The following is a 24,616-nucleotide window of genomic DNA, read 5'->3' on the forward strand; positions in this document are numbered from 1 at the left end:
GGAGCTGGCTTGCCAGCGATGGCGGTGTGTCAGTCAATGAAAATGCTGAAAGGCCTGTCCCCATCGCTGGCAAGCCAGGCTCCCACAGGGTTTGGTGGTGTTCAAAAAAGTCGAGTACAGCCAGGACACCTGTGGGAGCTGGCTTGCCAGCGATGGCGGTGTGTCAGTCAATGAAAATGCGGAAAGGCCTGTCCCCATCGCTGGCACGCCAGGCTCCCACAGGGTTTGGTGGTGTTCAAAAAAGTCGAGTACAGCCAAGACACCTGTGGGAGCTGGCTTGCCAGCGATGGCGGTGTGTCAGTCAATGAAAATGCTTAAAGGCCTGTCCCCATCGCTGGCAAGCCAGGCTCCCACAGGGTTTGGTGGTGTTCAAAAAAGTCGAGTACAGCCAAGACACCTGTGGGAGCTGGCTTGCCAGCGATGGCGGTGTGTCAGTTAATGAAAATGCTGAAAGGCCTGTCCCCATCGCTGGCAAGCCAGGCTCCCACAGGGTTTGGTGGTGTTCAAAAAAGTCGAGTACAGCCAAGACACCTGTGGGAGCTGGCTCGCCAGCGATGGCGGTGTGTCTGCCAACTACAATGCCCCGGCCAGCCCAAGCAAAAAAACAAGGAATGATTCCAGTCCTCCGCAGTCGGAGTTCAGGTATCACACATCTGAAGGAGGTTCACCGATGAACAGCAAAACCCTAATCGCCAGCCTGGCCCTCGTCGCCGGCATTGCCGGCAGCCCACTTGTTCAAGCGGCGCAAACCTCAAGCGAACCTGCCGTCCAGTCCCCGACCAGCGACCGTGAATTGAAGGTCAACGACCGGGCCCCGGACGTTTATCAGCGCAGTGACAAAGCGCTGAAAAACTGGAAACAGAAAGGTTTGAAAGCACCGGTCGAACAGGCGCAGTGGGTGCAGATCAACGACAAGTACGTGATGGTCATGATCACCAATGGCACCATCGTCGAGATGCAACCTGTCGAGCGTTAAGCCCCGGATTCAAAAGCCCTGCGCATGCACCCGCGCAGGGCTCACGCCCCCCAACCGATACTGATTGTTCCCACTGCGCTTGGCTTCATACATCGCCAGATCGGCAATGTGCAGCAGCCGATCCATGGTCGGCGCATGATCCGGAAACACCGCCACCCCAAGGCTGGTGCCGACATGGCGCTGGTCGTTGCCGATGGTGATCGGCGGCGACAGTTCGATGAAGATCTTCTGACAGATGCGGCGGGCTTCGTCCTGCAGGTCGAGGTCCGGGGCGAGGCCTTGCAGGATCACCACGAACTCATCGCCGCCGATCCGGGCGACCGTGTCAGTGTTGCGCAGGATGCGTTTCAGGCGCGTGGCGGTGGTGATCAGCACCCGGTCGCCGGCGGCGTGCCCATAGTGGTCGTTGATGTTCTTGAAACCATTCAAGTCGACAAACACCAGTGCCACCCGCGTAGCGGTCTGACTCGCCTGATCCAGCGCTTCGGACAAACGTTCTTCCAGCACCAGACGGTTGGGCAGGCCGGTCAGCGGGTCGAAGTGGGCGAGGTGCTTGAGGTAACTCGCCGAGGCTTTTTCTTCGGTGATGTCGCGCACCACGCCCATCATCTTGATCACCGCGTCGTGATCGTTGCGCACCACGTTGCCGGTTTCGCGCAGCCAGCGAATGGTGCCGTCGGGCCAGACCACGCGGTATTCCTCGTCGTGGTTTTCGCCGGTTTCCAGGCAACGCAATTCACCGTCGCGCACCCTGATGCGATCGTCCGGGTGCACGCAAGAACAGAACAAGGCATAGGACGGGGTGATTTCGCCGATCTTGAACCCAAACATGCCGTAGATCGCGTCCGACCAGTACAGCCGATCGGTGTCGACCTCCCAGTCCCAGGTGCCGATACGCGCAAAATACTGGCTGCGCTTGAAGCGCTCGGCATCGCCGTCCTGATGGATATTGCGGCCCTCAGCCGCGCGTGTCAGCAGGTCTCGGTATTCAGCCAGGCGACGGCGTAACCCGCGCTCGCGCAGAACCAGTACGACAATCACGGCAAGCATGACGACGCCAATGGCCAGGCTGATCCAGAGGTCAATCATTCGGGAACTGCCAGCATGCGTAACAATCCGTGAAGTAATGGCGGATGGCTATATTAAGGGTTCCACCACCGATTGGGATACAGCGGCCATCTTCGTTGATGAGTTGCGAACGAGCGGCAATTCTGGGAAAACGGCGGCCAGTTGAATAACAGAGTGAATGTCATGAACGATGAATTGCAGGTAATCGATCTTCAGGTCGGCGAAGGCAAAGCCGCCGTCAAAGGCGCACTGATCACCACCCATTACACCGGCTGGCTGGAAGACGGCAGCGAGTTCGACTCTTCCCACAGCCGTGGCAAACCGTTTCAGTGCGTGATTGGAACAGGGCGGGTGATCAAGGGTTGGGATCAGGGACTGATGGGAATGCAAGTGGGCGGCAAGCGCAAACTGCTGGTGCCGGCGCACTTGGGTTACGGCGAGCGGTCGATGGGCAAGATTCCGCCGAATTCGAATCTGCTGTTCGAGATTGAGTTGCTGGAAGTTCTGACGCGGGACGATTGAGGCGGGTGTAATAACGACCTTGATTTTCCTTATCTGACATTCGGTATCCGTCATCGCCAGTGGGCTCTCACAGGGGGATTGAGCTCGCTCTCAGTATCCCGTTCATCCTTTGAGTGCTCATCCAGCTTGCGATTGCCGAAATCATCGACGATCATGCGCGGCATATAGGGGTAGGGGGTATAGGTATGTCGCACATTCACGAACACAAAGACGAATTGCTCAACCGCGTTCGACGTATCGCCGGGCAGGTGCAGGCGGTTGAAAAAGCGCTGGAGGGCGATGCTGATTGCGCCAAGACCTTGCACCTGGTGGCGGCGATTCGCGGCGCGGTCAACGGTTTGATGGAGCAGTTCATCGAGGCTCACACCCGAGAGCACGTGGCGCATCCCGACCTGACCGACGAAGAGCGTGCACAGGGCGCCGAAGACTTGCTGCAAGCCATCCGCCGTTATTCCAAATAGAGCGCGAGCCTCATGAGCCTGACTCCAAGCGCTGATCGTTTCAGCCACGATCACCAGTTCCTCGGCGCGTCCCACGACGAAAACGCCCGCCGCACCCTGTGGGTGGTGGCGCTGACGTTTGTGATGATGATCGGCGAGATCGCCGCCGGCTACATCACCGGCTCCATGGCCCTGCTGGCTGACGGTTTCCACATGGCGACCCATGTCGGCGCATTGGGCATCGCCGCGGCGGCCTACGGTTTCGCCCGGCGCAATGCCAACAACCGACGCTACAGTTTCGGCACCGGTAAAGTTGGCGATCTGGCCGGATTTGCTTCAGCCATGGTGCTGGGGCTGGTGTCGCTGGGCATTGCCGGCGAGTCGATTTTTCGTTTGTTCGAACCCACTACCGTAGCGTTTGGCGAAGCGACGGTGATTGCGATTGTTGGACTGGGCGTGAATATCCTCAGCGCTTTTCTACTGATGGGCCATCACGGTCACGATCACGGCCATCAGCATGATCACAGCCATGCTCATCATCACCATCACGACATCAACCTGCGCTCGGCCTACGTCCACGTGCTGGCCGATGCGCTGACCTCGGTGCTGGCGATCGCCGCGTTGCTGGCCGGGCGTTACCTCGGTTGGGTATGGCTGGACCCGGTGATGGGTATTGTCGGCTCCATTGTCATCGCGAAATGGGCCTACAACCTGATGCGTGACAGCGCGGCGGTGCTGCTCGACACCACCGACGAACCGGTGGCGGCGGAAATTCGCGAGCTGCTGGAAACCTCGGACGACGTGCGCATCAGTGACCTGCACGTCTGGCAGGTCGGCCCGCAAGCGCGGGCGGCGATTGTCAGTGTGGTGGCGGCCGCCGGCATCACTGCCGAGGCGATTCGCGAGCGGCTGGCGCCGGTGCATGAGCTGTCGCACCTGACGGTTGAGTTACGCAGCGCTTAACGCTGTGCCTGGCTGAATAACGGGACCCGCCCATTCAAGGAAGGGCGGTAGTGCCAGGCCAGTTGCTGCAGATTCACACCGTGATCAAGGATTTCTCCGACAGTCGCAGCGGCAATCGTCAGCGCCAGCCGTTGTCCCGGGCATTGATGCCGGCCGCTGCCGAAGCTGAAACTGCGCCGGTTCGGGCGATCCAGCAGAAACTCGTCGGGGCGTTCATTGAGGGCCGGATCGCGATTGGCCGAGGCCAGCAACAGCAGAATCACCTCGCCGGCCTCGACCCGCACTCCATCAATCTCACAAGCCTGCGCGACAAAGCGCCGAGTGTTCTGCACCGATGGATCGAAACGCTGAACCTCGGCCAGCAGCGCATCCATCGGTGCACTGCGTAGTGCAGGCTGACGCCGCACCGCGACCAAGGCATTACCGATCAGCCCGGCCGTCGCTTCGAACGTCTGTGAGCAAAGCCCGATCAGATTGGCGATCAGCGTTTCTTCGTCGCCCGCGAAGCGTTGCAGGATGGCCTTCAACCAGTCGCTGTTCGATTCGGCGAGTAGCTCGATGAAGTAACCGCGTAATTGTTCAGCCGCCGCGTGTGCCGCCATCAGTTGCAGATCATTGCTCAACGGCGACAGGCACGCGACAAAGTCAGCGGTCAGCTCACTGATCGCCCGGCCTTGCGCCGGGCTGAAGCCGAGCAGTGCTGCGACCACGCACACCGGGCCGCGAAACATGGCTTTGTATACGCCGTCGGCATCTGCGCTGATCAGGCGTGCAGCCACCAGCGCCCGCACCCGGGCTGCATCGAACACGTCAAGCGCCGGCTCGATCGCCGAACGTGGGCAGCGCTGGCGTTCGCCCTCATTCATTCGCATCAACCGGGCAAAGACCTTGCCGGCCATTCCCGAGGCAATCGCTTTCGGCACCGGCTCTTGCGTTGGACGCACCTGGCAATCGGCATGGGCCAATACCGCACAGACTGCGCGAGCGCTGCTGGCGACCCACAGTTTCTGCGGGTGATGAAAGGTCAGTCCGCCCCGCGCGCGCAGTTCGGCGTAGTAGGGGTAGGGATCGGCCTGCGTCGCAGCGATGATCGGGTCCATGGTGCATAGCCTTGTCGTCGGGAAAGTGATGCGAGTATCTTCAGTCCGCAGCGACGACGATTCGTCGGGGAGCGAAATATGCACGCAGAACATCAAGACATCGGCGTCTCGCAAGTGGCCGCCGCCATCGCCGAACCGGCGCGCACGAAAATCCTCTGCTCGCTGATGGATGGCCATGCGCGCACCAGTACGGAGCTGGCGGCCATCGCCGAAGTCAGCGCCTCGACCGCCAGCGCGCACCTGAGCAAACTCAAGGATCTGGCCCTGGTGCGCCTGCATGTGCAGGGTCGCCATCGCTATTACAGCCTCGCCGACCAACGTGTGGCCCAGGCGCTGGAGGCGTTGATGGTGATCGGTCAGAACGCCGCGCCAATGTTCAAACCGCATACGCCGGATCGCCTGCAATTCGCCCGCACCTGTTACGACCATATGGCCGGTACGCTGGCGGTGTTGCTGCACGACCGCATGCTGGAGGCGGGGTGGCTGGTGATGACCGATGAGCAGGTATATCGGTTGAGCGACAGTGGCGAGGCGCTGTTCGGCGGATTGGGCATTGAGGTGCAGGATCTGAGCACGTTGCGCCGCAAGTTCGCCTGCCCGTGCCTGGACTGGAGCATGCGCCGGCCGCATTTGGGTGGCTCACTGGGGGCGGCGTTGTTGCAAACGGCGTTGAAGCGCAAGTGGGTAACCCAGGATCTGGACAGTCGGGCGTTGGCGTTGACGGCGTTGGGGCGCAGGGAGATCGGGACGCGGTTCGGGGTTGAGGTGCCATTGCAAGCGCAGAGCAAAAGATCGCAACCAGCGGCAGCTCCTGCAGGGAGTGCGTACACCTGATCGGCCGAGATCTTTTGATCCTGCTTTGCACCTTGTGCCAATCCTATAGACTCGATACTGTACGCATAACCAGTACCGAGTCTTCGCCATGCAAATCATCGACAAGCTCAGCATCCTCGCCGACGCCGCCAAGTACGACGCCTCCTGCGCCAGCAGCGGCGCGCCCAAGCGCAGTTCCGAGGGCAACAGCGGGCTGGGTTCGACCGATGGCATGGGCATCTGTCACAGCTACACGCCGGACGGGCGCTGCGTCTCGCTGCTGAAAGTGCTGCTGACCAATTTCTGCCTCTATGACTGCCAATACTGTGTCAACCGCCGCTCCAGCGATGTGCCGCGCGCCCGTTTCACCCCCGAGGAAGTGGTTACGCTGACCCTGGATTTCTACCGGCGCAACTGCGTCAGCGGGTTGTTTCTCAGTTCCGGGATCATCCGCTCGGCGGACTACACCATGGAGCAACTGGTGCGCGTGGCGAAGCTGCTGCGTGAAGAACATGAGTTTCGCGGCTACATCCATCTAAAGACCATTCCCGAGGCCGACCCGGCGCTGATCGAGGAAGCCGGGCGCTATGCCGATCGGTTGAGCGTCAATATCGAGTTGCCCACCGATGCCAGTCTGCAAACCCTGGCTCCGGAGAAGCAGATCGGTTCGATCAAGCAGGCGATGAACACCATCTACACCGGCGTGCAAACGGTGCTCAATGAACCTCGTTCGGCGAAATTCGCCCCGGCCGGGCAGAGCACGCAAATGATCGTCGGCGCCGATGACACCGACGACAGCACGATCCTGCACAGCGCTCAGTCGTTGTATGGCAACTACCGTTTGCGGCGCGTTTACTACTCGGCGTTCAGCCCGATCCCCGACAGCCCGAAAAGTGTACCGCTGGCCGCGCCGCCGCTGATGCGCGAGCACCGTTTGTATCAGGCCGATTTCCTCTTGCGCAGCTATGGCTACAGCGCCAGTGAGTTACTCAAGGGACCGGGAAATCTGGCGTTGGACATTGATCCTAAACTGGCCTGGGCGCTGCAGAATCGCGAGGTGTTCCCGCTGGATCTCAACCGCGCCGAACCGGCCTTGATCGCGCGCATTCCGGGCATTGGTCTGCGTACCACCGAACGCCTGGTGCAATTGCGCCAGCAACGGCGCATCCGTTACGAAGACGTGGCGCGCATGCGCTGTGTGCTGGCCAAGGCCAAGCCGTTCATCATCACCAGCGACTATCACCCGCAACAGGCCGAAGTCACCAGTCACATGCTCTACCAGCAACTGCGCGACCGGCCGCAGCCGCAGCAGATGGGGTTGTGGGGATGATCAATCTCGATTGCGACGATCTGTTCGTTACCTGGCGGCAGCAGGCGCGCTGGTTGCTTAGCCATGAGATCGACCCGAGTCTCGTCAGTTGGGCGTCCGAAGGCGTGAATGACCTGTTTGCCAGTGATGTGCAGGTGCCCGAGGGGCATGGCCCGTTCCAGGCGCGCATCCCCCGTGCATTGCTCGACACGCTGGAGCAAGCGGCCCGCTACCGTGGCGACCAGCGCTGGAGTCTTTTGTACGAAGTGTTGTGGCGTGTCAGTCACGGCGACCGCACGGCGATGATGGCCGGCGACAAACTCGGCAGTGAGCTGCAGCGGCGGATCAAGCAGGTACAGCGCGAAGCCCACCATCTGCATGCCTTCGTGCGGTTCATCGAACGCCCGCAGGATCAGCCAGGCCCGCAATACGTGGCGTGGCACGAACCGGCCCACGACATCCTGCACAGTGCCAGCGAACACTTCGTCGGGCGCATGGGCCGATACCGCTGGTTGATCGCCACCCCGCGTGACGGTGTTTACTACGACGGCGAACAACTGATTCATCAGCGCCAGTGCCCGCTGGAATGGCAGCAACTGGCGCAGAACGTCGACGACCCCCACGGCGATCTGTGGCTGACCTATTACAGCCACATCTTCAACCCGGCGCGGTTGAACGAGAAGGTCATGCAGGGGCACTTGCCGGCGCGGTTCTGGAAGAACCTGCCGGAAGGGGAATTGATACCCGGATTGATCACCCAGGCGCGCATGGGTAAGCAACAGAATGGTCAGGCCAGCGGGATAGCCGGGCGGGCCGGCAAGCGGATTGCCTTGAAGTAGAAATCAAAAGATCAAAAGAAAAGCCCCCCATCGATCACTCGATGGGAGGCTTTTGTGCATCAGCAGCCGTCAGATCAAACCTTGACGATCCAGCCCGCTGGCGCTTCGATGTCGCCGGTCTGCACGCCAGTCAGCTCTTTGTAGAGCTTCTGGGTGACCGGGCCGACTTCGGTTTCGCTGTGGAACACGTGCAGGTGGTCGTTGTAGCTGATACCGCCGATCGGGGTGATCACGGCGGCTGTGCCGCAAGCGCCGGCTTCCTTGAAGTCCGACAGTTTGTCGATCAGCACATCACCTTCAACCACTTCCAGGCCCAGACGGGTCTTGGCCAGTTCGATCAGCGACAGGCGGGTGATGCCTGGCAGAACCGACGGCGAGTTCGGGGTGATGAACTTGTTGTCGTGGGTGATCCCGAAGAAGTTGGCCGAACCGACTTCCTCGATCTTCTTGTGGGTCAGCGGATCCAGGTAGATGGCGTCGGCGAAGTGCGCCTTCTTGGCCTGGGAACCTGGCATCAGGCTGGCGGCGTAGTTGCCACCGACCTTGGCCGCACCGGTGCCTTGCGGGGCGGCGCGGTCGAAGCTGGAGATCTGGAAGTTGTGCGGGGTCAGGCCGCCCTTGAAGTAGGCGCCAACCGGGATCGCGAACACCGAGAAGATGAACTCCGGGGCGGTACGCACGCCGATGTTGTCACCCACGCCGATCACGAACGGACGCAGGTACAGCGCGCCGCCGGTGCCGTAAGGCGGGATGAAGCGCTCGTTGGCACGAACCACTTGCTTGCACGCTTCGATGAACTGCTCGGTGGACACGTGCGGCATCAGCAGGCGGGCGCAGCTGCGTTGCATGCGCGCGGCGTTCTGATCCGGGCGGAACAGGTTGATCGAGCCGTCCTTGCAACGATAGGCCTTCAGGCCTTCGAAGCACTGCTGGCCATAGTGAAGGGCCGTCGAGCCTTCGCTGATGTGCAGCACGTTGTCTTCGGTCAGGGTGCCTTTGTCCCACTCGCCATCGCGAAAGTACGACAGATAGCGTTTGTCGGTCTTGATGTAGTCAAAACCCAGCTTGTCCCAATTGATGCTTTCGTTACCCATGACACCCTCTATCACTGAACAACCGCCGAAACGGTTCAAGGCTTCTGACGTTTTTTGGATGGGCACAACAATACTTCATTCTTGAGCGGTTTCGCAGCCCGGACTATCGGATGGCACACAGATAAATCGTGTTGCCCTCAGGAATTCGCGAGCAAGCTCGCTCCCACAGGGGAATGCATTCCAAATGTGGGAGCGAGCTTGCTCGCGAAGGGGCCATCACTGCCACCCTCCATTTGACGGATTTACAGGTGTAGCGCATGCCCCAAAGCACGCAACGCCGCTTCCTGCACCGCTTCACCCAAGGTCGGGTGCGCATGGATGGTGCCGCCAATGTCTTCCAGCCGCGCACCCATTTCCAGGCTTTGTGCAAACGCGGTCGACAACTCGGAAACCCCGACGCCCACTGCCTGCCAGCCGACAATCACATGATTGTCGCGACGGGCGACCACCCGCACGAAGCCGCTTTTCGATTCCAGGGTCATCGCCCGGCCATTGGCGGCGAACGGGAAGCTCGACACGATGCAGTCCAGTCCGGCGGCCTTGGCCTCGTCCGGGGTCTGGCCGACCACCACCAGTTCCGGGTCGGTGAAGCACACGGCGGCGATGGCGGTCGGGTTGAATTCGCGGTGTTTACCGTTGATCAGCTCGGCGACCATTTCACCTTGGGCCATGGCCCGGTGCGCGAGCATCGGCTCGCCGCTCAGGTCGCCGATGGCGTAGACGTTGCGCATGCTGGTCTGGCAACGGCTGTCGATCTTGATCGCCGAGCCATTCATGTCCAGGTTCAGCGCTTCGAGGTTCCAGCCCTGCGTATTCGGTTTGCGGCCGACGGCCACCAGCACCTGATCGGTTTGCAGATTCAGGGTGTCGCCGTTCGGGTCACGCACCTGCAAGGTCCCGTCGAACCCCAGCACGCTGTGCTGGAGATAGAGCTTCACGCCCAGTTGCTTCAGGGCTTCGTGTACCGGTTGCGTCAGCTCGGCATCGTAGGCTGGCAGGATGCGATCCTGCGCCTCGACCACACTGACCTCGGCACCGAGCTTGCGGTAGGCAATGCCCAGTTCCAGACCGATGTAACCGCCGCCAACCACCACCAGCCGCTTTGGCACAGACGTCGGTGCCAGCGCTTCGGTGGAGGAGATGATCGGCCCGCCAATCGGCAGGATCGGCAGGTTGACGCTGGTCGAACCGGTGGCGAGTACCAGGTGCTCGCACTGGATACGGGTGTCGCCGACTTCAACCGTTTTGCCGTCAATGACCTTGGCCCAGCCGTTGATGACCTGAACCTTGTGCTTTTTCAGCAGTGCGGCGACGCCGGTGGTGAGGCGATCGACGATACCGTCCTTCCACTCAACGCTTTTAGTGATATCGAGGGTCGGCGCCGACACGCTGATGCCCAGCGCCGAATGCTCGCTGTGATGCTGCGTCTGGTGAAACTGCTCGGCCACATGAATCAGCGCTTTTGACGGGATGCAGCCGATGTTCAGGCACGTGCCGCCCAGCGATTGGCCTTCGACCAGAATCGTCGCAATCCCCAGTTGCCCGGCACGAATCGCTGTGACGTAACCGCCAGGACCGCCGCCAATAATCAGCAGCGTGGTGTTCAGAGTTTGCATGCCTTACTCCACAAACAAAGTGGCGGGTTGTTCGAGCAAGCCACGGATGGCCTGGATGAAGAGTGCCGCGTCCATGCCGTCGACCACGCGGTGATCGAAGGAACTGGAGAGGTTCATCATCTTGCGGATCACCACCTGGCCTTTGACGACCATTGGCCGTTCGACAATTTTGTTCACGCCGACGATCGCCACTTCCGGCAGGTTCAGCACCGGGGTGCTGACGATGCCGCCCAGCGCACCGAGGCTGGTCAGGGTGATGGTCGAGCCGGACAGTTCGTCGCGGCTGGCCTTGCCATTGCGGGCAGCATTCGCCAGACGCGAGATTTCCGCAGCGCTGTCCCACAGGCTGCGGGCTTCGGCGTGACGCACCACCGGCACCATCAGGCCAACGTCACTTTGCGTGGCGACGCCGACGTGTACCGCGCCGAGGCGGGTGATGACCTGGGCTTCGTCATCGTACCGGGCGTTCATCTGCGGGAAGTCGCGCAAGGCAACGACCAGCGCACGCACGAGGAACGGCAGCAAGGTCAACTTGCCACGGCTGGCACCGTGTTTTTCATTCAGATGCGCGCGCAGCTCTTCAATCGCGGTGACGTCGATTTCCTCGACGTAGCTGAAGTGCGCGGCGCGCTGGGTGGCGTCCTGCATGCGTTGGGCGATCTTGCGACGCATGCCGATCACTGGAATCTGTTCTTCATCGTGACGCTGGGCGTAAGCGGCGGCTGCCGGCGCCGAAGCGTTCGACTGACCTTGCGCCAGATAGGCCTCGAGGTCCTCGTGCAGCACGCGACCGGCCGGGCCGGTGCCGCGTACCAGGCGCAATTGAATGCCCAGATCCAGCGCATGTTTGCGCACGGCCGGCGAGGCCAGCGGACGCTCATCGGCTTCACGGGCAACCATCGGGCCCTGGCAAACGGCAGCCGGACGCGGTGCAGCAGCGGCGACCGGTTTGCTTTCGACCGTCGCTTCAGCTTTCGGCGCAATCGGTGCCTCTTTGACAGGCGCGGGTGCGGCGGACTCCTTCAAGTTGCCGGCACCTTCCACCTCGATGCTGATCAGCACACTGCCGACCGCCATCACTTCACCCGGCTGACCGCCGAGAGCAATCACCTTGCCGTGCACTGGCGATGGAATATCGACCATGGCCTTGTCGGTCATCACGTCCGCCAGCACCTGGTCTTCAACCACCAGATCGCCAACCTTGACGTGCCACTGCGACAGTTCGACTTCTGCGATGCCTTCGCCGATGTCCGGCATCTTGATAACGTGCGTGCCCATTCAGACCTCCATGACCCGTTTCAGAGCTGCGCCCACACGGGACGGCCCAGGGAAATACGCCCACTCTTGCGCGTGCGGGTAGGGGGTGTCCCAACCGGTGACGCGTTCGATCGGCGCTTCCAGGTGATGGAAGCAATGCTCTTGCACCAGCGCGACCAGTTCGGCGCCGAACCCGCAAGTGCGGGTGGCTTCGTGCACCACCACGCAACGGCCGGTTTTCTTCACCGACTTGACGATGGTTTCCAGGTCCAGCGGCCACAGGCTGCGCAGGTCGATGACTTCGGCATCAACGCCGGATTCTTCGGCCGCGACTTGCGAGACGTAGACGGTGGTGCCGTAGGTCAACACGGTCACGTCCTTGCCCGGACGGGTGATCGCGGCGACGTCCAGCGGCACGGTGTAGTAACCGTCCGGCACCTGGGCTTGCGGGTGTTTCGACCATGGGGTTACCGGGCGGTCGTGGTGACCATCGAAGGGGCCGTTGTACAGGCGTTTTGGCTCAAGAAAGATCACCGGGTCATCGTTTTCGATGGAGGCGATCAGCAGACCCTTGGCGTCGTATGGGTTGGACGGCATCACGGTGCGCAGACCACAGACCTGAGTGAACATCGCCTCGATGCTCTGGCTGTGGGTCTGGCCGCCGTAGATACCGCCGCCGCATGGCATGCGCAGGGTCATTGGCGCGGTGAACTCACCGGCCGAGCGATAACGCAGGCGCGCCGCTTCGGAAATGATCTGGTCGGAGGCCGGGTAAACGTAGTCGGCGAACTGAATCTCGGCGACCGGACGCAGACCGTAAGCGCCCATGCCCACGGCAACACCGACGATGCCGCTCTCGGAGATCGGTGCGTCGAACACCCGCGAGGTGCCGTACTTGGTCTGCAGGCCTTCGGTGCAACGGAACACGCCGCCGAAATAGCCGACGTCCTGACCGAACACCACCACGTTGTCGTCACGCTCAAGCATCACATCCATGGCCGAGCGCAGGGCCTGGATCATGGTCATGGTGGTCGTGGTCATGGCGGTTTCCAGCTGAATATTGTTGTTGTGATCGTTCATGTCAGATCCCCAACTGCTGACGCTGGCGCTTCAAGTGCTCCGGCATCTCTTTGTAGACGTCTTCGAACATGGTCGCGGCGCTTGGAATCTGGCCGCCGGCGAGGGTGCCGTACTGCTCGGCCTGTTTCTGCGCGGCAATCACTTCGGCTTCGAGCTCGGCACTGACGGCGGCGTGTTCTTCTTCCGACCAGTGGCCGACCTTGATCAGGTGCTGCTTCAGGCGGGCAATCGGGTCGCCCAGCGGGAAGTGGCTCCAGTCGTCGGCAGGACGGTATTTGGAAGGATCATCGGAGGTCGAGTGCGGGCCGGCACGGTAGGTGACCCATTCGATCATGGTCGGCCCGAGGTTGCGCCGGGCGCGTTCAGCGGCCCAGGCAGATGCTGCATACACGGCGTAGAAGTCGTTGCCATCCACGCGCAGCGAAGCGATGCCGCAACCGACGCCGCGGCCGGCGAAGGTAGTGGCTTCACCACCGGCGATGGCCTGGAAGGTCGAGATCGCCCATTGATTGTTGACCACGTTGAGGATCACTGGCGCACGGTAAACGTGGGCGAAGGTGAGGGCGGTGTGGAAGTCCGATTCGGCGGTGGCGCCGTCACCGATCCACGCCGAGGCGATTTTCGTGTCGCCCTTGATCGCCGAGGCCATGCCCCAGCCAACGGCCTGAATGAACTGGGTGGCGAGGTTGCCGGAAATAGTGAAAAAACCGGCGTCCTTGACCGAGTACATGATCGGCAACTGGCGGCCCTTGAGCGGATCGCGCTCGTTGGACAGCAGTTGGCAGATCAGGTCGACCAACGGCACTTCGCGGGCCATCAGAATGCTTTGCTGGCGGTAGGTCGGGAAGCACATGTCGTCGATGTTCAAGGCCAGGGCCTGAGCGCTGCCAATGGCTTCTTCGCCAAGGCTCTGCATGTAGAACGACATTTTTTTCTGGCGCTGGGCGACCACCATGCGGTTGTCGTAGATCCGCGTCTTGAGCATGGCGCGCATGCCCTTGCGCAGGATCTCGACCGGCACGTTTTCAGCCCAGGGGCCGAGGGCGTTGCCCTGGTCGTCGAGCACGCGGATCAAACCACGCGCCAGGTCGGCGGTGTCGGCGGGTTCGACGTCGATGGATGGTTTGCGCACCGTACCGGCATCGGTCAGATGCAGGTAGGAAAAGTCGGTTTTGCAGCCTGGGCGGCCCGAAGGTTCAGGGACGTGCAGACGCAGCGGTTCATACGCTTGGGTCATGGCTTCTACGCTCGATCTTGTGAATTTCTTGTAGTGAGCTGGCAATCATTCTTGGGTGAAAGAAATCTTGTCCTACAACAATCATAGGCCCGGGCCAGAAGAATATTTCTCTCTGTTTCGTTGCGCTGGAGACGATTTGCAGATAGAAATTCTGCATAAACATAAAAAACAGGTGGTTTTGTCTCATGCGCAAACTGGACCGTACCGACATCGGCATTCTCAACAGCCTTCAAGAGAACGCGCGCATCACCAACGCCGACCTCGCACGCTCGGTGAATCTGTCGCCGACACCGTGCTTTAACCGGGTCAAGGCGATGGAAGAATTAGGGCTGATTCGCGAGCAGGTGACGCTGCTGGACGCCGACCTGCTGGGACTGCATGTCAACGTGTTCATCCACGTCAGCCTCGAGAAGCAGGTGGAGGAGGCGTTGCAGCATTTCGAAGAAGCGATTTCCGATCGCCCGGAGGTGATGGAGTGCTATTTGATGGCGGGTGACCCGGATTATCTGATCCGCGTGCTGGTGCCGACCATTCAGTCGCTGGAGCGTTTCATGATGGACTTTCTGACCAAGGTGCCGGGGGTGGCGAATATTCGCTCGAGTTTTGCGCTCAAGCAGGTGCGCTACAAGACGGCGTTGCCCTTGCCGGCAAACGGCCTGACGCTAGGTAACTGAAAGTCAGATGTAGTCATACCGGTAATCGAGTTCCGCGGTATAGAGGGTTTGTCGGACGGTAAAGGTTTGCGCCCAGGGCGCCCGTTCATTGGCAGGATGAAAGATCAGGACGGTTTCGTTCGTGTCTGCCGAGCCAGCTCCATTGGTAAAGCCTGGAGTTCCAGCATGCTGATGTTTCCAGCGTTCCCACAGCAAGTCGAGGTAGCAGTGGTGCAGGAAGAATATCGGATCGTTGGGTGAGGAGGCTTGTGCCATGCTGCCGCCAATCCAGGCATGTACCGGATTGTGCAAAAGGCTTTCCGAGACGTTTTCCCAGCCGTTTTCATCCATCCAGTAAGGCGTTCTGTTCAGGGTCGAAATAACATCCAGCGGGGTGGGCAGTGCGCCGCTTGCCCCCAGATTTCGACGAATGCCGGTGTTGCCAGTGCCCTCGTCCCAGACCCTGACATCGAATTGTGAGTGCTCCCTGGAAAACGGACCGCTGGTGACACGCTGATCTTGCAGGTTGTCACCGTTTGAGCCCATGAAATCCGACGTGAAGGGGTTGTCTGCTCCGGTCAGTTGCCAGTTCCAGTAGGGCAGGGTAATGGTCGGATCATTGGTGGCGGACTGCAGGGCCAGTTCGAACTGGCGAATCAGAATTCGATGCCACGGATAGAACAAAGGGCTGCGATGCGGATTGGGTATCAGCGGATTGGCGCCGCCCATCGAGTTTTTGTGGATCTGCACAAAGTCATCGTAGCGATTTTGCTGTCCGGGGCGCAGGACGCTGTCGACGTTGTTTTTCAGTACCAGGATCGCATCGACGAACGCAGCTTTCTGTTGCGGTGTCATGTCGCGGTGATTACGGCGAATATCCATATTGCGAAAACTCCATTGAATGTTTGCCCAATGGAGTCTGATCGCTGAGAGGATTTTCACCAGTTCATCACTATCGCCAGCGTTCGTAGGAAAAATAATCTGGTGATGGTTCGAGCGACTTTTTCCTATAGAGAGTTGAGCGGAATCTTCAGATACACCACGCCGTTTTCCTCTGCCGGTGGCAGATTCCCCGCCCGCACATTGACCTGAATCGCCGGCAGCAGCAGCGTCGGCATGCCCAGCCCGGCATCGCGTTTGGTGCGCATCTCGACGAACGCCGCCTCGTCGATCCCGTCATGCACATGAATATTGCTTTTTCGCTGCTCGCCGACAGTGGTCTGGCACTGCGCGGCGCGGCCTTCGGGTGGGTAGTCGTGGCAGACGTAGAGTTTGACGCTGGCGGGGAAGGCCAGCAGCTTGTGGATCGAGTTGTACAGTTGATGCGCGTTGCCGCCGGGGAAGTCGCAGCGGGCGGTGCCGACGTCGGGCATGAACAGCGTGTCGCCGACCAGAATCTGTTCGCCGTCGATCAGGTAAGCCATGTCCGCCGGGGTGTGGCCGGGGACGTGCAGGGCGGTGGCCTTGAGGTTGCCAATGCGGAATGACTCGTTCGGCGCAAACAGGTGATCGAACTGCGAGCCATCGACGCAGAACTCCGGCTCCAGGTTGAACAGCGCCTTGAACACGTTCTGCACTTTGCTGATTGACTCGCCAATGGCGATTTTTCCGCCCAGTTCCCGGCGCAGGTAAGGCGCTGCGGACAGATGATCGGCGTGGGCATGGGTTTCCAGCAGCCACTGCACCTGCAGGTTGTGCGCGTGAACGAAGGCGATGATTTTGTCGGCCTGGGCGGTGCAGGTACGGCCGGCGGCGCCGTCATAATCAAGCACCGGGTCGACGATTGCGCACTGTCCGCCATCGGCTTCGTAGACCACGTAGCTGTAGGTCGAAGAGGCGGGGTCGAGGAAAGCTTCAATCTGCGCGGGCATGGACACCAACCTGAACAAGGAAAATGGGTTGCAACACTTTATCTAAAAACATAATGTTCACAGCTTAAGTGACGTTGAAGGCATCGTGCAAATGCAATCCAGTCTGACCGAATGTGAAGTCGCCCAATTGCGCGCCTCGGCCTCCAAGGCCTGCGCGCTGCTCAAGGCCCTGGCCAATGAGGATCGCTTGTTGATCCTGTGCCAATTGACCCAGGGCGAACGCAATGTCGGCGAACTGGAAAAAATGACCGGCGTGCGTCAACCGACGCTGTCCCAGCAACTGGGCATCCTGCGCGATGAAGGGCTGGTGGCGACTCGCCGTGAAGGCAAATACATTTTTTATGGCCTGGCCAGCCCTGAAGTGATTCAGGTGATGAAGACCCTGTCCGGGTTGTATTGCGGGGCCGTGCTGAAAAGCCTCGGTCACCCATAAATGCTTGCCAGCACACTACCCCTGCAGGAGTGAGCCTGCTCGCGAAAGCGGTGGGGCAGCCAGCATCTTCTGTGACTGTCACGCCGTTATCGCGAGCAGGCTCACTCCTGCAATGGATTTGTGGGATGGCCGGAAAAAACCTTGCGTGCAGCAATAAGGAACAAGCAATGAACGATCAACACTGGGGCCCATCCATCAGTGCAGACATCGTGGTCATCGGCGGCGGTACGGCGGGCATCGGCTTCGTCGCCAGCCTGCTCAAGCGCGATCCACATTTGAACGTCACGGTGATCGAGCCGAGTGCCCAGCACTACTATCAACCGGCGTGGACGCTGGTTGGCGGTGGCGCCTACGACGCCAAAGACACCGCCAGGCCGATGAGCAAGGTGATGCCCCGTCATGCCACCTGGATTCAAGCAGCGGTGACCGCTGTCGATCCTGACAAGCGCCAGCTGACCCTCAACGATCAACGCACCGTTAGCTATCAGAACCTGATTGTCTGCCCCGGCCTGCGCCTGGCCTGGGACAAGATCGAAGGCTTGCAGGAAAGCCTCGGCCAGCACGGCGTGACGTCCAACTACAGCTATCAGCATGCGCAATACACCTGGGATCAGGTGCAGAAACTGCGCGACGGTAAAGCGCTGTTCACGCAACCGGCAATGCCGATCAAATGCGCCGGTGCACCGCAGAAAGCGCTATACCTGTCCTGTGATCACTGGCTCAAAAGCGGATTGCTGAACAACATCAAGGTCGAGTTCAACCTGGCTGGCGCCGCGCTGTTTGGCGTGGCGACATTCGTGCCGCCATTGATGAAATACATCGAAAAATACAACGCGCAACTGGCGTTCAATTCGAACCTGGTCAAGGTCGACGGCCCGGCGAAAACCGCGTGGTTCGAGATCAAGGACGCCGACGGTAACGTCACCCGTGAGGCGAAAACCTTCGACCTGCTGCACGTCGTTCCACCGCAGGTGTCGCCGGATTTCATCGCGCAAAGTCCATTGGCCGATGCCGCTGGCTGGTGCGAGGTCAATCCGCACAGCCTGCAACATCCGCGTTATCCGCACGTGTTCGCGCTGGGTGATATCTGCGGCACCAGCAATGCGAAAACCGCGGCGGCGGTGCGCAAGCAAATCGTGGTGGTGGCGCAAAACCTGCTGGCCTTGCGCAAGGGCCAACCGCTGCCGCTGAAATACGACGGCTACGGTTCCTGCCCGCTGACGGTGGAGAAGGGCAAGGTGATCCTCGCCGAGTTTGGCTACGGCGAAAAACTGCTGCCGACCTTTCCCCTCGATGCGACCGTACCGCGCCGTTCGGCCTGGTGGCTCAAGGCGACGCTGCTGCCGTGGTTCTACTGGAACGGCATGCTCAAGGGCCGTGAATGGCTGACCGCCGTGTCCAACGTCGACTGAGAGGCCTCTATGTTGCTGGCTAGTCTGTTTGGCGTGGTGATGGGGTTGGTGCTCGGGCTGACCGGCGCGGGCGGCGGGATTCTCGCGGTGCCGGCGCTAGTGCTCGGGCTCGGCTGGACGATGACTCAGGCTGCGCCTGTGGCCTTGTTCGCGGTGGGCAGTGCCGCAGCGGTCGGTGCCGTCGACGGTTTGCGCCATGGTCTGGTGCGTTATCGCGCGGCGTTGCTGATTGCGGCGCTGGGCGCGGTGTTTTCGCCGCTGGGCATCTACTTCGCGCATCAGTTGCCGGAGCAGATCCTGATGATGCTGTTCAGTCTGCTGATGGTCATGGTGGCCTGGCGTATGTTGCGCCGCGAGCGCGCGCAAGCAGGCCCAAGTGACCACGGTCACGCCAGTTGGGGCCAGAAGAACTGCATGCTCAACGAGCAGACCGGACGCTTCGACTGGACCGCCAAATGCACCGCGACCCTGGCGGTATTGGGCGCGATCACCGGTGTGGTTTCGGGGTTGCTCGGCGTTGGTGGCGGTTTCCTGATCGTGCCGGCGTTCAAGCAACTGACCGATGTGCAGATGCGCGGCATCGTCGCCACGTCGTTGATGGTGATCAGCCTGATCTCGGCGATTGGCGTGATCGGGGCGTTTCACGCCGGTGTGCGGATAGATGCTCAGGGTGCGGCGTTCATCGTCGCCAGCATCGTCGGCATGATCATCGGTCGCAAGCTCTGCGCACGGGTGCCGGCGCGAGCGTTGCAGGTGGGGTTTGCCAGTGTGTGTCTGGTGGTGGCGGCCTACATGGTATGGCGGGCCTGAAGCAACACCTGTGGCGAGGGAGCGGACTCCCTCGCCACAGCGTCGGGGTTACAACACCAGATGCGGTAACCACAGCGAAATCGCCGGAATGTAGGTGACCAGCATCAATACCAGAAACAGCACGGCGTAGAACGGCAGCAGCGCCTTCACGGTGCTTTCGATACTGACCTTGCCCACCGCCGAGCCGACAAACAGCACCGCGCCCACCGGTGGCGTGATCAGCCCGATCCCCAGGTTGACCAACATGATCATGCCGAACTGCACCGGATCGACACCGATGCCGAGAATCACCGGCATCAGAATCGGCGTGAGGATCAGGATCAGCGGCGCCATGTCCATCACCGTGCCGAGCAACAGCAGCATGACGTTGATGCACATCAGGATCACGTAGCGGTTGTCCGACAGGGTCAGGAACAGCGTGGTGATCTTCGCCGGGATCTGCATCAGGGTCATGATGTAGCCGAAGCTCGCCGCGAAGCCGATCAGGATCATCACGATCGAAATCGTGCGCACCGTGCGGTGCATCAGTTTCGGCAGTTCGCTCCATTTATAGTCGCGATAGATGAACATGGTCACGAAGAACGCCCAGAGCACGGCGATGGCCGCGGACTCTGTGGCGGTGAAGATCCCGGACAGAATGCCGCCCAGAATGATCACCATCGCCATCATGCCCCATAGCGCTTCGCCGCAGATCTTCAAGGCCTCGCGCAGCGGGATGACGTCGCCCTTCGGGTAGTCGCGTTTCTTCGCGAAGATCAGGCACAGCACCATCAGGCATGCGCTCATCAACAGGCCCGGAACCACGCCGGCCATGAACAGCGAGGCGATGGACACGGTGCCACCGGCCGCCAGCGAATAAAGCACCGAGTTATGGCTTGGTGGCGTCAACAGCGCCTGCACCGACCCGCTGACCGTCACCGCCGTGGAGAACTCGCGCGGATAACCCTTGCGCTCCATCTCTGGAATCAGCACCGAACCCACCGATGCCGTGTCGGCCACCGACGATCCCGAGATCGCACCGAAGAAGGTCGAGGCCATGATGTTGACCAGCGACAGACCGCCACGCACGAACCCCACCAACACCCCGGCAAACGCCACCAGCCGCCGCGACATGCCGCCCTCGGCCATGATCGCCCCGGCCAGCACGAAGAACGGAATCGCCAGCAAGGAAAATTTATTGACCCCGCCGGCCACCTGAATCATCAAGGCCTGGAACGGGATGTCGATCCACCACGCGCCGATCAGCGCCGACAACCCGAGGGCGTAGGCGACCGGCATGCCGATCAGGATCAACACGATAAAACTGCCTAACAGAATCAATGCGTCCATCAGGCAGCCCCTTCGTTTTCTTCAACCAGGTCGAACCGCACCACGCGGCGATTGCTTTGATCACCGAACAGCAGTTTTTCCACGACAAAGATCAGCGTCAGCGCGCCGCCGATCGGGATTGGCATGTAGGTGATGCCCACGCGCAAGGTTGGCAGGGCGCTCATGAACTGGTTCCAGGTCGAGGCGCACAGCTTGGCGCCCCAGATGGTCATGAACAGGCAGATGGTGCCCATCAATAACTGCGAGATGACGCTCATCGTTCTGCGCAGGTTGGGTGGTAAACGGTCGGTGACCATGGCGACGGCCATGTGCGCACCGGCGCGATAACTGGCAGCGGCGCCGATGAAGGTGAAAACCATCATCAGCAGGATCGCGGTGGGTTCCGGCCAGCTCGAACCGGTGCCGAGGGCATAACGGGCGAATACGCCCCAGGGAATGATCAGGGCGATGGCCAGGACCGACAGGCCCGCGACCCAGATGCAGGTCATGTACAGCTTATCGTTGAGGCGCAGCAGCGAATTCTTCATCGGGATCCACCGTAACCGGGCAGCCGCGAGCGTCAGTGGACGCCAGCGCTGCCGGGCCTTTCATTGAGGGCTGGGAGGGTTACTGCACCGCTTCGATACGCTTGATCAGGTCGGCGTAAGGCGCGCCGTATTTCTCGCGAACCGAGGCAGTGGCCTCGTAGAAGGGTTTCTTGTCGACGGTGATGAACTCGACGCCGGCGGCCTTGAGTTTTTCTTCGCTGCTGGCGGATTTCGCGTCCCACAGTGCGCGCTCTTCAAGCTGGGCCGCCTTGGCGGCTTTCTTCACCAGTGTTTGCTGTTCAGGGGTGAGTTTGTCCCAAGTGATTTTCGACATCACGATCGGCTCCGGCAGGATCAGGTGGCCGGTGAGGCTGTAGAACTTGGCGTTCTGGAAGTGATTGTGCTCGAGCAGGGTTGGCGGGTTGTTTTCCGCGCCGTCGATCACGCCGGTCTGCAGGGCGCTGAAGATTTCCCCGGTGTCCATCGCAATGCCGTTGCCGCCCATGGCATTGATGGTTTCGATGAACATCGGGTTGCCTTGCACGCGGATCTTCATACCCTTGAGGTCTTCGAGTTTGCGCACCGGTTTCTTGGTGTAGAGGTTGCGCGTGCCGCCGTCCATCCAGGCCAGCGCGACCAGACCGAATTCCGATTGGGTGATCTTGTCGAGGATCGCATCGCCGACGTCGCCGTCGATCACTGCACGCATGTGCGCCTGGTCGCGGAAGATGAACGGCATGTTGAACACGTTCACATCCGGCACCACCGGGCCGACGATGCCGAGGCTGACGCGGGTCATCTGGATTGCGCCGACCTGGGCCTGTTCGATGACTTCCTTCTCTGAACCGAGCACGCCGCCCGGGAAATACTTGAAGGTGAGGTCGCCGTTGGTTTCCCTGGTCAGGGTTTTACCCATGCTTTCTTCCGCGACCACGGTCGGGTAACCGGCGGGGTGAATGTCGGCGAATTTGATTTCCAGTGCCTGCGCGGCGCTGGCGAGAGTAAAGGCGAACGGTAAAGCGACGGCGAGCAAGGTGCGTTTGAAGTACATGGGGGTGAGTCTCCAGTCTTGTTATTGTTGTGTTCAAGGCGCAGCGGTGCAGCAGAGGCGGGTGTTACAGCACATCGTCGAATATCGGCTCCGGCAGGCCCTTGACGTTGGGGTTAAGGGCGAACACGCCGCCGGCCAGGGATTGCGGATCGTGGTCATCGCCGGGACGAATCGAGGTCACGAACAAGGTGTCCATAAGGCTGCCGCCGAAGGCGCACATGGTCGGTTTTTTCACCGGTACGGCCAGCGAGAAATCGAGTCGACCGTCCGGCGCGAAGCGGTGAATGAGGCCGGCGTCGTTGGCACAGATCCAGTAGAAACCCTCGGCATCCACAGCAGCCCCGTCGGGGCGTCCGGGGAAATGATTCATGTCGATGAATACACGGCGATTCGACGGCGTGCCGCTGTCGGTGTCGTAATCAAAGGCCCAGATCAATTGCACGGCGGGGTGCGAATCAGACACATACATCGTCTTGCCGTCGGGGCTGAAACCGAGGCCGTTGGGCACGATGAAACCGTCCAGCTGCGCTTCGATCACGCCCGACTGCCCGGTGCCGTAGCGGTACAACCGGCCTTCGGGCAAGTTCAGGCCCATGTCCAGCACCATACTGCCGGCCCAGAAGCGGCCCTGACGATCGCAGCGGCCGTCGTTGAGGCGCATGTCATTGCGGCTGTGTGCAACGCTGGCGAGCCGTTCGCTGTCGAGGCTGCCGTCGCTGTGCGGGTGCAGATGAAAGAAACCGCTCTCCATGCCAGCGACCCAGCCACCCCGGCGGTGACGAGCGATGCAGGCGAGCATTTCCGGAGTTTTCCACGCATGGACGTGGCCGGTGTCGGCGCTCCAGCGTTGCAGCCCGCCGTTGGGGATGTCCACCCAGTACAGGGCGTTGTCCTGCGGCACCCAGACCGGGCTTTCACCCACGGCATTGCGAGCATCGACGATCAATTCGGCTTGCATATTCATTCCCTTGTGTCGTGGTCAGCGTGATCAGTCACCGAACGGACCTGCCGCGACAAACGCGCCGCCCTGATAGATGCGTGCCGGGTCATCGGCCGCTGGCATCGGTTGTGCCTCGACCTGTTCGCGGAACACTTCAGAGGTGTCTTTCGGCGTGAACCCGAGGTGGCTGGCCAGGCGGTTGTCCCACCACAGGTCCTTGTTGTCGGACATGCCGTAAACCACGGTGTGGCCGACGTTCGCCGTGTACAACGAGTGTTCGAGCAGTTGCGTGAGGTCGTCGAAGCTCAACCAGGTGTGCATCATCCGGCGGTTTTGCGGCTCGGGAAACGAGGAGCCGATGCGGATGCTGACGGTCTCGATGCCGTAGCGATCGAAGTAGAAACTGGCCATGTCTTCGCCGTAGGACTTGGACAAACCGTAGTAACCATCGGGACGGCGCGCTGAGCTGGCGTCGAGTTTTTCGTCCTGCTTGTAGAAACCGATGACGTGATTGGAGCTGGCGAAGATCACGCGCTTCACGCCGTGCCGGCGCGCCGCTTCGTAGATATGGAAGACGCCGCAGATGTTGGCCCCGAGGATTTCTTCGAACGGCCGCTCCACCGAGACGCCGCCGAAGTGCAGGATCGCATCCACGCCTTCGACCAGTTGGTGCACGGCGTGTTTGTCGGCGAGATCGCAGAGCATGATTTCTTCGCGATCATCGGTGGCCGGGGCGAGGGCGGCGATGTCGGACAGGCGCAACACCTTGGCATAGGGGCGCAGGCGTTCACGCAGGACCTTGCCGAGGCCACCGGCAGCGCCGGTCAGCAGCAGGCGATTGAAAGGGGCGCGGGGTGCAGAAGTAGACGTCATGGCAATCCCTTACATGTTTTGTTTTTAAGTTTGTTGTAGGTTGTCGTATGACTGCGCTGAAGTATCGGTAGGGTTTCCGGAACTTGTCAACGCGACTTTTGGTGTAAATGACGGAAGGCCCAAAACACTTTTCGATCACCACAATGCCCACCTGGTAACGCAATCCCTTGCAGGAGCGAGCCTGCTCGCGAAAGCGGTGTGTCAATCAACATCAGCGGTGAATCTGCCGCCGCCATCGCTGGCAAGCCAGCGCCCACAGGATTTTGTGGTGAATGCGCTAATTCAAAACAACGCTGATACCTGCGGGAGCTGGCTTGCCAGCGATGAGGCCGGTCCAGGCACTCTTGCATCGACTGCCAAGGCGCCTTTGCGAGCAGGTTCGCTCCCACAGGGTAAAAAGAGA

25 protein-coding genes are annotated in these 24,616 nt (G+C 60.7%); 11 read left to right on the forward strand and 14 right to left on the reverse strand.

Features of this window, described 5'->3' with window-relative positions; all coding sequences use genetic code 11:
• Positions 1-670: 670 nt before the first annotated feature.
• Positions 671-976, forward strand: a complete 306-nt coding sequence (locus tag PseuLF5_RS00340) for an RcnB family protein (RefSeq protein WP_267804576.1) — start codon at positions 671-673, stop codon at positions 974-976.
• Positions 977-985: 9 nt separating this feature from the next.
• On the opposite strand, the gene PseuLF5_RS00345 is transcribed toward PseuLF5_RS00340, so the two are convergent.
• Positions 986-2,065, reverse strand: a complete 1,080-nt coding sequence (locus PseuLF5_RS00345) for a sensor domain-containing diguanylate cyclase (protein WP_123462590.1) — start codon at positions 2,063-2,065, stop codon at positions 986-988.
• A 162-nt stretch (positions 2,066-2,227) separates the two neighbouring features.
• Between PseuLF5_RS00345 and PseuLF5_RS00350 the strand changes: the two genes are divergently transcribed.
• The 3 genes from PseuLF5_RS00350 to dmeF all read left to right on the forward strand — a co-directional run bounded on the left by PseuLF5_RS00350 (position 2,228) and on the right by dmeF (position 3,969).
• The gene (locus PseuLF5_RS00350) at positions 2,228-2,566 is read left to right on the forward strand and encodes an FKBP-type peptidyl-prolyl cis-trans isomerase (RefSeq protein ID WP_123462592.1); all 339 of its coding nucleotides are present in this window, start codon (positions 2,228-2,230) and stop codon (positions 2,564-2,566) included.
• A gap of 185 nt (positions 2,567-2,751) precedes the next feature.
• Positions 2,752-3,027, forward strand: coding sequence for a metal/formaldehyde-sensitive transcriptional repressor (locus tag PseuLF5_RS00355; RefSeq protein WP_123462594.1), 276 nt, complete (start codon positions 2,752-2,754; stop codon positions 3,025-3,027).
• Between the two features lie 12 nt (positions 3,028-3,039).
• Positions 3,040-3,969 carry a CDF family Co(II)/Ni(II) efflux transporter DmeF gene (gene dmeF, locus PseuLF5_RS00360; protein ID WP_340132639.1) on the forward strand — a complete coding sequence of 310 codons (930 nt, stop codon included), beginning with the start codon at positions 3,040-3,042 and terminating at the stop codon, positions 3,967-3,969.
• Here dmeF and PseuLF5_RS00365 read toward each other — a convergent pair.
• A complete protein-coding gene (locus tag PseuLF5_RS00365) occupies positions 3,966-5,069 on the reverse strand; it encodes a cytochrome P450 (RefSeq protein ID WP_340132640.1) in 1,104 nt (367 codons plus the stop codon). The two genes, dmeF and PseuLF5_RS00365, sit on opposite strands and share 4 nt — an antisense overlap.
• 78 nt (positions 5,070-5,147) lie before the next feature.
• On the opposite strand from PseuLF5_RS00365, the gene PseuLF5_RS00370 reads away from it, so the two are divergent.
• The 3 genes from PseuLF5_RS00370 to PseuLF5_RS00380 all read left to right on the forward strand — a co-directional run bounded on the left by PseuLF5_RS00370 (position 5,148) and on the right by PseuLF5_RS00380 (position 8,030).
• A complete protein-coding gene (locus PseuLF5_RS00370; protein ID WP_340132642.1) occupies positions 5,148-5,903 on the forward strand; it encodes an ArsR/SmtB family transcription factor in 756 nt (251 codons plus the stop codon).
• 88 nt (positions 5,904-5,991) lie between these two features.
• Positions 5,992-7,212: a putative DNA modification/repair radical SAM protein gene (locus PseuLF5_RS00375; RefSeq protein ID WP_340132643.1), complete on the forward strand. Its 1,221-nt coding sequence runs from the start codon at positions 5,992-5,994 to the stop codon at positions 7,210-7,212.
• A complete protein-coding gene (locus tag PseuLF5_RS00380) occupies positions 7,209-8,030 on the forward strand; it encodes a TIGR03915 family putative DNA repair protein (protein WP_123462603.1) in 822 nt (273 codons plus the stop codon). The genes PseuLF5_RS00375 and PseuLF5_RS00380 overlap by 4 nt, the downstream gene beginning before the upstream one ends.
• Before the next feature lie 74 nt (positions 8,031-8,104).
• On the opposite strand, the gene PseuLF5_RS00385 is transcribed toward PseuLF5_RS00380, so the two are convergent.
• The 5 genes from PseuLF5_RS00385 to PseuLF5_RS00405 all read right to left on the reverse strand — a co-directional run bounded on the left by PseuLF5_RS00385 (position 8,105) and on the right by PseuLF5_RS00405 (position 14,314).
• The gene (locus PseuLF5_RS00385; RefSeq protein WP_123450621.1) at positions 8,105-9,124 is read right to left on the reverse strand and encodes a branched-chain amino acid aminotransferase; all 1,020 of its coding nucleotides are present in this window, start codon (positions 9,122-9,124) and stop codon (positions 8,105-8,107) included.
• 242 nt (positions 9,125-9,366) lie between these two features.
• Positions 9,367-10,740, reverse strand: a complete 1,374-nt coding sequence (gene lpdA, locus PseuLF5_RS00390) for a dihydrolipoyl dehydrogenase (protein ID WP_340132648.1) — start codon at positions 10,738-10,740, stop codon at positions 9,367-9,369.
• A gap of 3 nt (positions 10,741-10,743) precedes the next feature.
• Positions 10,744-12,018: a dihydrolipoamide acetyltransferase family protein gene (locus PseuLF5_RS00395; protein ID WP_340132649.1), complete on the reverse strand. Its 1,275-nt coding sequence runs from the start codon at positions 12,016-12,018 to the stop codon at positions 10,744-10,746.
• Positions 12,019-13,077 (reverse strand): alpha-ketoacid dehydrogenase subunit beta, encoded by a 1,059-nt coding sequence (locus PseuLF5_RS00400; protein WP_123462612.1) that lies wholly within the window; start codon positions 13,075-13,077, stop codon positions 12,019-12,021. It lies immediately after the preceding gene.
• A gap of 1 nt (position 13,078) precedes the next feature.
• Positions 13,079-14,314, reverse strand: coding sequence for a 3-methyl-2-oxobutanoate dehydrogenase (2-methylpropanoyl-transferring) subunit alpha (locus tag PseuLF5_RS00405; protein ID WP_003224001.1), 1,236 nt, complete (start codon positions 14,312-14,314; stop codon positions 13,079-13,081).
• Positions 14,315-14,499: 185 nt separating this feature from the next.
• Between PseuLF5_RS00405 and bkdR the strand changes: the two genes are divergently transcribed.
• A complete protein-coding gene (bkdR, locus tag PseuLF5_RS00410; RefSeq protein WP_007915088.1) occupies positions 14,500-14,988 on the forward strand; it encodes a Bkd operon transcriptional regulator BkdR in 489 nt (162 codons plus the stop codon).
• Positions 14,989-14,991: 3 nt separating this feature from the next.
• On the opposite strand, the gene PseuLF5_RS00415 is transcribed toward bkdR, so the two are convergent.
• Both PseuLF5_RS00415 and PseuLF5_RS00420 read right to left on the reverse strand, forming a co-directional pair.
• Complete coding sequence (locus PseuLF5_RS00415; protein WP_340132650.1) at positions 14,992-15,849, reverse strand: tyrosinase family protein; 858 nt, start codon at positions 15,847-15,849, stop codon at positions 14,992-14,994.
• A 125-nt stretch (positions 15,850-15,974) separates the two neighbouring features.
• Entirely contained in the window at positions 15,975-16,838 is an 864-nt protein-coding gene (locus tag PseuLF5_RS00420) for an MBL fold metallo-hydrolase (RefSeq protein WP_222832607.1), read from the reverse strand.
• A 91-nt stretch (positions 16,839-16,929) separates the two neighbouring features.
• Between PseuLF5_RS00420 and PseuLF5_RS00425 the strand changes: the two genes are divergently transcribed.
• The 3 genes from PseuLF5_RS00425 (at position 16,930) to PseuLF5_RS00435 (ending at position 19,493) form a co-directional block, all read left to right on the forward strand.
• Complete coding sequence (locus PseuLF5_RS00425) at positions 16,930-17,271, forward strand: ArsR/SmtB family transcription factor (RefSeq protein WP_123462618.1); 342 nt, start codon at positions 16,930-16,932, stop codon at positions 17,269-17,271.
• Between the two features lie 167 nt (positions 17,272-17,438).
• On the forward strand, positions 17,439-18,683 hold the full coding sequence (locus PseuLF5_RS00430; protein ID WP_340132653.1) for an NAD(P)/FAD-dependent oxidoreductase: 1,245 nt from the start codon (positions 17,439-17,441) through the stop codon (positions 18,681-18,683).
• A 9-nt stretch (positions 18,684-18,692) separates the two neighbouring features.
• The gene (locus PseuLF5_RS00435; protein WP_222832609.1) at positions 18,693-19,493 is read left to right on the forward strand and encodes a sulfite exporter TauE/SafE family protein; all 801 of its coding nucleotides are present in this window, start codon (positions 18,693-18,695) and stop codon (positions 19,491-19,493) included.
• A gap of 48 nt (positions 19,494-19,541) precedes the next feature.
• Here PseuLF5_RS00435 and PseuLF5_RS00440 read toward each other — a convergent pair whose 3' ends face one another.
• From PseuLF5_RS00440 to PseuLF5_RS00460, 5 genes are all read right to left on the reverse strand, one after another.
• Positions 19,542-20,822, reverse strand: coding sequence for a TRAP transporter large permease (locus tag PseuLF5_RS00440; protein WP_123462624.1), 1,281 nt, complete (start codon positions 20,820-20,822; stop codon positions 19,542-19,544).
• Entirely contained in the window at positions 20,822-21,349 is a 528-nt protein-coding gene (locus tag PseuLF5_RS00445) for a TRAP transporter small permease (protein WP_123462626.1), read from the reverse strand. The genes PseuLF5_RS00440 and PseuLF5_RS00445 overlap by 1 nt, the downstream gene beginning before the upstream one ends.
• Positions 21,350-21,428: 79 nt before the next feature.
• Entirely contained in the window at positions 21,429-22,400 is a 972-nt protein-coding gene (locus tag PseuLF5_RS00450; RefSeq protein ID WP_123462628.1) for a TRAP transporter substrate-binding protein, read from the reverse strand.
• Between the two features lie 64 nt (positions 22,401-22,464).
• Positions 22,465-23,358, reverse strand: a complete 894-nt coding sequence (locus PseuLF5_RS00455) for an SMP-30/gluconolactonase/LRE family protein (RefSeq protein ID WP_340132655.1) — start codon at positions 23,356-23,358, stop codon at positions 22,465-22,467.
• A 30-nt stretch (positions 23,359-23,388) separates the two neighbouring features.
• Positions 23,389-24,213, reverse strand: coding sequence for an NAD-dependent epimerase/dehydratase family protein (locus PseuLF5_RS00460; RefSeq protein WP_267804534.1), 825 nt, complete (start codon positions 24,211-24,213; stop codon positions 23,389-23,391).
• Positions 24,214-24,616 lie beyond the last annotated feature (403 nt).

Origin of the sequence: Pseudomonas sp. LF-5, from assembly GCF_037626295.1 — a bacterium.
Taxonomy (GTDB): domain Bacteria; phylum Pseudomonadota; class Gammaproteobacteria; order Pseudomonadales; family Pseudomonadaceae; genus Aquipseudomonas; species Aquipseudomonas monsensis.

What these genes read in the sequence shown, in the direction of transcription:
- PseuLF5_RS00340 (WP_267804576.1), top strand. Translation starts at nt 671, where the DNA reads ATGAACAGCAAAACCCTAATCGCCAGCCTGGCCCTCGTCGCCGGCATT.
- PseuLF5_RS00345 (WP_123462590.1), bottom strand. Translation starts at nt 2,065, where the DNA reads ATGATTGACCTCTGGATCAGCCTGGCCATTGGCGTCGTCATGCTTGCC.
- PseuLF5_RS00350 (WP_123462592.1), top strand. Translation starts at nt 2,228, where the DNA reads ATGAACGATGAATTGCAGGTAATCGATCTTCAGGTCGGCGAAGGCAAA.
- PseuLF5_RS00355 (WP_123462594.1), top strand. Translation starts at nt 2,752, where the DNA reads ATGTCGCACATTCACGAACACAAAGACGAATTGCTCAACCGCGTTCGA.
- dmeF (WP_340132639.1), top strand. Translation starts at nt 3,040, where the DNA reads ATGAGCCTGACTCCAAGCGCTGATCGTTTCAGCCACGATCACCAGTTC.
- PseuLF5_RS00365 (WP_340132640.1), bottom strand. Translation starts at nt 5,069, where the DNA reads ATGGACCCGATCATCGCTGCGACGCAGGCCGATCCCTACCCCTACTAC.
- PseuLF5_RS00370 (WP_340132642.1), top strand. Translation starts at nt 5,148, where the DNA reads ATGCACGCAGAACATCAAGACATCGGCGTCTCGCAAGTGGCCGCCGCC.
- PseuLF5_RS00375 (WP_340132643.1), top strand. Translation starts at nt 5,992, where the DNA reads ATGCAAATCATCGACAAGCTCAGCATCCTCGCCGACGCCGCCAAGTAC.
- PseuLF5_RS00380 (WP_123462603.1), top strand. Translation starts at nt 7,209, where the DNA reads ATGATCAATCTCGATTGCGACGATCTGTTCGTTACCTGGCGGCAGCAG.
- PseuLF5_RS00385 (WP_123450621.1), bottom strand. Translation starts at nt 9,124, where the DNA reads ATGGGTAACGAAAGCATCAATTGGGACAAGCTGGGTTTTGACTACATC.
- lpdA (WP_340132648.1), bottom strand. Translation starts at nt 10,740, where the DNA reads ATGCAAACTCTGAACACCACGCTGCTGATTATTGGCGGCGGTCCTGGC.
- PseuLF5_RS00395 (WP_340132649.1), bottom strand. Translation starts at nt 12,018, where the DNA reads ATGGGCACGCACGTTATCAAGATGCCGGACATCGGCGAAGGCATCGCA.
- PseuLF5_RS00400 (WP_123462612.1), bottom strand. Translation starts at nt 13,077, where the DNA reads ATGAACGATCACAACAACAATATTCAGCTGGAAACCGCCATGACCACG.
- PseuLF5_RS00405 (WP_003224001.1), bottom strand. Translation starts at nt 14,314, where the DNA reads ATGACCCAAGCGTATGAACCGCTGCGTCTGCACGTCCCTGAACCTTCG.
- bkdR (WP_007915088.1), top strand. Translation starts at nt 14,500, where the DNA reads ATGCGCAAACTGGACCGTACCGACATCGGCATTCTCAACAGCCTTCAA.
- PseuLF5_RS00415 (WP_340132650.1), bottom strand. Translation starts at nt 15,849, where the DNA reads ATGGATATTCGCCGTAATCACCGCGACATGACACCGCAACAGAAAGCT.
- PseuLF5_RS00420 (WP_222832607.1), bottom strand. Translation starts at nt 16,838, where the DNA reads ATGCCCGCGCAGATTGAAGCTTTCCTCGACCCCGCCTCTTCGACCTAC.
- PseuLF5_RS00425 (WP_123462618.1), top strand. Translation starts at nt 16,930, where the DNA reads ATGCAATCCAGTCTGACCGAATGTGAAGTCGCCCAATTGCGCGCCTCG.
- PseuLF5_RS00430 (WP_340132653.1), top strand. Translation starts at nt 17,439, where the DNA reads ATGAACGATCAACACTGGGGCCCATCCATCAGTGCAGACATCGTGGTC.
- PseuLF5_RS00435 (WP_222832609.1), top strand. Translation starts at nt 18,693, where the DNA reads ATGTTGCTGGCTAGTCTGTTTGGCGTGGTGATGGGGTTGGTGCTCGGG.
- PseuLF5_RS00440 (WP_123462624.1), bottom strand. Translation starts at nt 20,822, where the DNA reads ATGGACGCATTGATTCTGTTAGGCAGTTTTATCGTGTTGATCCTGATC.
- PseuLF5_RS00445 (WP_123462626.1), bottom strand. Translation starts at nt 21,349, where the DNA reads ATGAAGAATTCGCTGCTGCGCCTCAACGATAAGCTGTACATGACCTGC.
- PseuLF5_RS00450 (WP_123462628.1), bottom strand. Translation starts at nt 22,400, where the DNA reads ATGTACTTCAAACGCACCTTGCTCGCCGTCGCTTTACCGTTCGCCTTT.
- PseuLF5_RS00455 (WP_340132655.1), bottom strand. Translation starts at nt 23,358, where the DNA reads ATGCAAGCCGAATTGATCGTCGATGCTCGCAATGCCGTGGGTGAAAGC.
- PseuLF5_RS00460 (WP_267804534.1), bottom strand. Translation starts at nt 24,213, where the DNA reads ATGACGTCTACTTCTGCACCCCGCGCCCCTTTCAATCGCCTGCTGCTG.